Raw genomic sequence first — 1218 nt, forward strand, 5'->3', positions numbered from 1 at the left:
GAGCAGGAGCTTGGGCAACCGTCGCTCCAATAGAGGAGAGTTCTTGGCGCAGCAGCGCCACCAGGGCATTGGTGGACTGGTCGTAGAGGCTAGTGACCAGCTTGGGATAGAGTCCAATGCCGATGATGGGGATCAGCAGGCAGGCGATGATGAACACCTCCCGCGGCTCGGCATCCACCAGTTCCTCGTGTTCGGTCAGCTCTTTGTTTTCCGGGCCAAAGAAGATCTGCCGCAACATCGACAGCAGGTAGATAGGAGTCAGGATCACCCCAACCGCCGCCAGAAAGACCACCACCAGCCGGAAGGGGAGGGAGTAGGCATCGGTGGTGGCCATGCCGATGAACACCATCAGCTCCGCCACAAAGCCGCTCATCCCCGGCAGAGCCAGAGAGGCCAGCGAGCAAGCGGTGAACATGGAGAAAATCTTGGGCATCTTCAGGCCGACGCCGCCCATTTCCTCCAGCTCCAGCGTGTGGGTGCGGTCGTAGGTGGCCCCCACCAAGAAGAACAGGCTGGCCCCGATCAGCCCGTGGGAGATCATCTGCAGCATGGCGCCGCTCATGCCGATTTCGGTCAGGGATCCGATCCCGATGAGGACAAAGCCCATGTGGCTGATGGAAGAGTAGGCGATCTTGCGCTTGAGGTTGCGCTGGGCAAAGGAGGTGAGGGCGGCAAAGATGATGTTCACCACCCCCAGCACGATCAGCACCGGCGCAAAGTAGAGGTGGGCATCCGGCAGCATGCCCACATTCATGCGCATCAGGGCATAGCCCCCCATCTTAAGCAAGATCCCGGCCAGCAACATGTGAACCGGCGCCGTAGCTTCGCCGTGGGCATCGGGCAGCCAGGTGTGCAAAGGGAAGACGGGCAGCTTCACCCCGTAGGCGATGAGGAAGGCCCCATACAGCAGCAATTGGAAGCTCAGCGGATAGGCCTTGTGGGCCAGATCCGTCATGTCAAAGCTGATGGGATCCCCGTAGAAGGCCATGGCCAGGCCCGCCACCAAGATAAACAGGGAGCTGAGGGCGGTGTAGAGAATGAACTTGGTGGCCGCATAGAGGCGGTTGTACCCCCCCCAAATGGAGAGGAGCAAATACACCGGGATCAGCTCCAGCTCCCACATCAGGAAGAAGAGCAACATGTCCTGCACGGCGAACACCCCGATCTGCCCGCCGTACATGGCCAACATCAGAAAATAAAACAGGCGCGGCTTGAGGG

General features: G+C 60.1%; 1 protein-coding gene. It reads right to left on the reverse strand.

Annotation, left to right across the window (positions count from 1 at the left end; translation table 11 throughout):
- On the reverse strand, positions 1–1218 hold a 1218-nt coding region (locus NW809_RS12675), incomplete at both ends, for an NAD(P)H-quinone oxidoreductase subunit 4 (protein WP_414402308.1).

This window comes from Synechococcus sp. WC101, from assembly GCF_047461555.1.
GTDB lineage: Bacteria > Cyanobacteriota > Cyanobacteriia > Thermostichales > Thermostichaceae > Thermostichus.